Here is a 4,500-nt window from a genome sequence, read left to right as displayed (position 1 = left end):
CGAAGAGCAGGCCCATGCTCCAGCCGTCACAGACCACGTGGTGCAGGGAGAGCAGCAGCGTCCAGTCGACCGGCCCGGTACGGCACAGGGTGGCCCGCACCAGCGGTCCCCGGGCCAGGTCGAACGGTCGGACCGCCTCGGCGGCGGCGTACCCGTCGATCCGGTCCGGCGGGACGTCCCGCACGGTCAGTGGCAGCTCGGCCGGCGGCAGCACGAACTGGTACGGCTGGCCGTCCAGCGGCACGAAGACGGTGCGCAGCGCCTCGTGCCGGGCCACCACCAGGTCCAGCGCGTCCCGTAGCGCGGCCACGTCCAGCTCGCCACGCAGGTCCACCCGGTACGGCACGTGGTAGGCGGGGCTGTCCGGGCGGAGCTGGGCCAGCAGCAGCATCCACTCCTGGGCGGCGGTGAGCGGATGCACGCCGTAGCGGTCCCCGTCGGCGCGCACCGCGGCCAGAAAGGCCCGCCGGCGCTCCGGCGGCAGGGCGTCGACCCGGCGGCGCAGCTCGTCGGGGCCGAGGGCGGCGTTCACCGGGCGCCCGCCCCGCGTTCGAGCTGGTCGAGCAGGCCGGCCAGGTCACCGGCCGGCGGCCCGGCGGGCAGCGGGCCGGGGCTCTCGGCGGCGGCGGCCGGACGGTCGGCCGCGGCGGCGATCTCGTCCGCGGCGGCCGCCAGGGCGGCCACGGTCGGGTGGTCGAAGACCAGCCGCAGCGGCACGTCCGCGCCGATCGCGACGGCGAGCCGGGACCGGACCCGGGTGGCCTTGAGGGACCGTCCGCCCAGGTCGAAGAAGTCGTCGTCGCGGTCGCGTACCGGCACGCCGAGCACGTCCTGCCAGATCTCGGCGACCGTCCGCTCGGTGGACGTGCGCAGCGCCACCGACTCCGGCTCGGCCGCCTCCTCCGGCGCCGGGAGCGCGGCGGCGTCGACCTTGCCGTTGCGGTTGAGCGGCAACCCGGGCAGCGGCACGAACACCGCCGGCACCAGGTGGTCGGGGAGCTGCTCCCGGGCCCGGTCACGGATCGCCGCCACGTCGACGCCGTCCGCCGGCACCACGTACGCGACCAGCCGGGCGTCGCCGGCGGCGTCCCGGTCGGCCCGCACGTACGCGTCCCGGACCAGGCCGCCGCCGCGCAGCGCCTCGGTCACCTCCCCCGGCTCCACCCGGTACCCGCGGATCTTCACCTGGTGATCGACCCGCCCGACGAACTCGATCAGCCCGTCCGGCCGCTGCCGGACCAGGTCGCCGGTGCGGTACAGCCGGCCGCCGGGACGCGGCCCGAACGGGTCGGGGACGAACGCCTCGGCGGTCTGGCCGGGGCGGCCGAGGTAGCCGCGGGCCACCCCGTCCCCGCCGATGAACAGTTCGCCGAGCACGCCCGGCGGCACCGGCTGGAGGTGGTGGTCGAGCACGTACACCCGGGTGTTGGCGACGGGTGCGCCGATCGGCACCACGGTGTCCTCATCGGTGAGCCGCGCGCAGTCGTACGTGGTGGTGTAGGTGGTGCCCTCGGTCGGGCCGTACCCGTTGACCAGGGTGGTGTCCGGGCAGGCGGCGCGGAGCCGGCGCACCGCGGTGCGGTCGGCCTGCTCGCCGCCGAAGGTGAGGTAGCGCAGCGCGGCGAGGGCGTCGGGCGCCTCGGTGGCGAGCTGGCGGGCCACCGACGTGGCCAGGAACATCATGGTCACGCCGGTGTCGCGCAGCCGTTCCCGCAGCCGGTCGGGGACGATCACGTCGTTGATGTCCAGGTCGGCCAGGCAGGCGCCGTTGAGCAGGGCGCCCCACACCTCCAGGGTGGCCGCGTCGAAGGACATGGTGGCGGCCTGCCCCATCACGTCGTCGGGGCGGACGTCGACGAAGTCGGTGTCGCGGACCAGCCGGACGATGTTGCGGTGGCTGACCCCGGTGCCCTTCGGCCGCCCAGTGGAGCCGGAGGTGTACATGACGTATGCGAGCTGGTCGGGGTGGACGGTGACGGCCGGCGGCTCGTCCGGCCCGTCGCCGGCCTCGTGGTCCACGACCAGGCGGGGGGTGCCGTCGTCGGGCAGCCGGTCGGCCAGCGCGGCCGGATGCAGCAGCACCGCCGGGCGGGCGTCGGCACACATCAGCGCCAACCGCTCGACCGGGTAACCCGGGTCCAGCGGCAGATACGCGGCTCCCGCCTTGAGGGTGGCCAGCGCGGCCACCACCCAGGTGGCGGTGTCGGCGAAGCAGAGCCCGACCAGCGACTCGCCGCCGACACCGCGCTCGCGCAGCCGCCCGGCCAGCCGGTTCGCCCGCCGGTCCAGCTCGCCGTAGCCGATCACCCGGTCGCCGTCGCGCAGGGCCGGGGCGTCCGGCCGGCGGGCGGCCCACTCGGCGAAGAGCTCCGGCACCGACCGCTCCCGGGGGTACGCGGTGTCGGTGGCGTTGGCCTCCGCCACGAACCGCCGCCGGGTCTCCTCGTCGAGCAGCGGCAGGTCGGACAGGCGCCCGTCCGGCCGGGTGGCGGCCCGGGCGAGCAGCAGCGCCAGTTCCGCCGCCATCGGCTCGGCGTGCGGGTGGCCGACCGTGACGGCCGGCCGGCCGGCGGCCCCGTCGACGGCGAGGCGCAACTCGGCGCGGGCCCCCGCCGGGAGCGGCCCGACACCGATCGACGCCACCGGCCGCGGCGTCCCGGCGTCCGTACCGTGGTCCGGGGTCGCGGTGACCGCGGCGCGCGCCAGGTCGCGCAGCTCGCCCCAGGTCGGGTCGGCGGGAAGCCGGACCGGCACCGGCACCCAGCCGTCGGCGGCGGCCATCTCGACGAGCAGGTCGCGTCGCCCGGTGCGGCGCAGCAGCAGCGCGAGCAGCCCGGCCAGGGCGGTGACCGGTGGCTCGTCCGACCCGTCGGGCAGCGCCGCGACGGCTGTGCCGGCACCGGCCGGGTTCGGCGGGTACGGCAGCGCGGGTGGTTCGGGCACAGCGGGGACCTGCGGCGGTTCGGTCATCGGATCTCAGCTCCGATCGGCAGGTGACATGCGACGACCGGGATTCTGCGGACGGCCCGTGCCGGTTGCTTGTACGACCACTGCGGGTGCCGTTCGGACAGGCTGACGGAAGCCTGAGTGTGCGCATAGGCCAATAGCGCATTGCGGTCGGTAAGTACACCGACTCTTTTGGTTATGGCGACCGGAGTCAATGAAGGCAATTATCGGGACGAGAGAAAGCCATGCCGCGCGACTACCCGTATCGTCGCGGTCGCTCTCTGCACAACCCTCCACGAGAGACCTCAGGAGCAGTGGATGTCCGGACATCAGGGGAGGCAGGTCTGGCGCGCGTCGGCGCCGACCCGGAGCGGAAGGAAGGACGACCATCGGGTGCCGGACGAGGCCAACCCGGACGACGCCGAACTCGCAGCCGCGCTGCGCCGGCTCGCCGACATCGGCGATCGGTGTGCCGCACACCTGTGGCTGGTGGCGCAGCCGGAGCTGTTCGGGCCCGCCGCCGCCGGGAGCGCGCTGGCCGACACCTGGCGGGGCGCGCTGCGCCGGCACCTGGCGGGCGAGCCGGACGAGGCGGTGGCCCGCCTGGCGGAGGCACTGATCGGGGCGACCGGCGCCGACGCGGTGCAGGTGCGCTGTTTCGCCGCCGCCCACCACCTGGTGACCGGAGAGTTGGACCGGGCGACGGCCGCCGCCGAGGAGGCCGCGCTGGCCGCCGCCGGATGCGGGGTGCCCGCCGCCCAGCGGGCCGTCGCCCGGCTGGGCGTGCTGCTGGCCGCCGCCCACGGCGACGAGACGGCCGCCCGGGGCGGACCGGACGCCGCCGTCGGACTGTCCCGGGCCGACCTCGGCCTGTTCCGGCTGACGATCCACCTCGACCTGGCCGACCACGCCCTGCGTACCGGCGACGCCGTGCACGCGCTGCGGCACGCCGAGGCGGCCGTGCGGACGGCCGAGACGACCGGCTGCACCGGCCACGAGCCGTACGCGTTCAGCCTGGTCGCCGCCGCCAAATGTCAGCTGGGCCGGTTGGAGGACGCGCTCGCCGACGGCGCCGCCGGGCAGCGGCTGCGGGAGCTGGCCGGGATCTCCTCGGACGAGGCGTTCGCGTGGACGGTGCTCGGCGTGGTGCACCGCCGCCGGCGGGAGCCGCAGCAGGCCCGGCAGGCGTTGGAGCACGCCCTGGCCGCCCTCGACGCCGGGCCGCGCCGCCCCGCGCTGCGGGTCTGGGTCCTCGCCGAGCTGGCCCGGGTACGCGCCGCCGACGACCTGGCCGCGGCCTGGGAGCTGGCCGAGCGGGCGGTGACCCTCGCCGAGGACGGGGAACGACCGTACGCCCTGCTGGCCCGGGGCTGGGTGGCCCTGCTGGCCGGGGACACCGCGCAGGCGCACCACGACGCGGCGGACGCCCGTACCGGGGCCACCCTGGACCGGCGGCGGGCCACCCTGGTCCAGGCGCTCCAGCTCACCGTGCTGGCCGCCGCGGACCCGCGGGCCGCCACCGGCCTGCTCGACGACGCGGCCAGCCTCTGCCAG

3 protein-coding genes are annotated in these 4,500 nt (G+C 76.5%); 1 reads left to right on the top strand and 2 read right to left on the bottom strand.

Annotated elements, in window-relative coordinates:
- Both ONA70_RS34940 and ONA70_RS34935 read right to left on the bottom strand, forming a co-directional pair.
- Positions 1 to 532 (bottom strand): condensation domain-containing protein (locus ONA70_RS34940; protein ID WP_265010756.1); only part of this gene is annotated, 532 nt, incomplete at its 3' end.
- A complete protein-coding gene (locus tag ONA70_RS34935) occupies positions 529 to 2,970 on the bottom strand; it encodes a non-ribosomal peptide synthetase (RefSeq protein ID WP_265010755.1) in 2,442 nt (813 codons plus the stop codon). The genes ONA70_RS34935 and ONA70_RS34940, both read right to left, overlap by 4 nt.
- Before the next feature lie 294 nt (positions 2,971 to 3,264).
- Here ONA70_RS34935 and ONA70_RS34930 point away from each other — a divergent pair.
- On the top strand, positions 3,265 to 4,500 hold a 1,236-nt coding region (locus ONA70_RS34930; protein ID WP_406601301.1), incomplete at its 3' end, for a hypothetical protein.

It is taken from the genome of Micromonospora yasonensis (assembly GCF_026013475.1).
GTDB classification, from domain to species: domain Bacteria; phylum Actinomycetota; class Actinomycetes; order Mycobacteriales; family Micromonosporaceae; genus Micromonospora; species Micromonospora yasonensis.
The sequence above is the reverse complement of the archived record's forward strand: the minus strand, read 5'-3'. Positions and strand labels throughout refer to the sequence as shown.

Coding starts and splice junctions, on each gene's coding strand:
- ONA70_RS34935 (WP_265010755.1), bottom strand. CDS start 2,970: ATGACCGAACCGCCGCAGGTCCCCGCTGTGCCCGAACCACCCGCGCTG.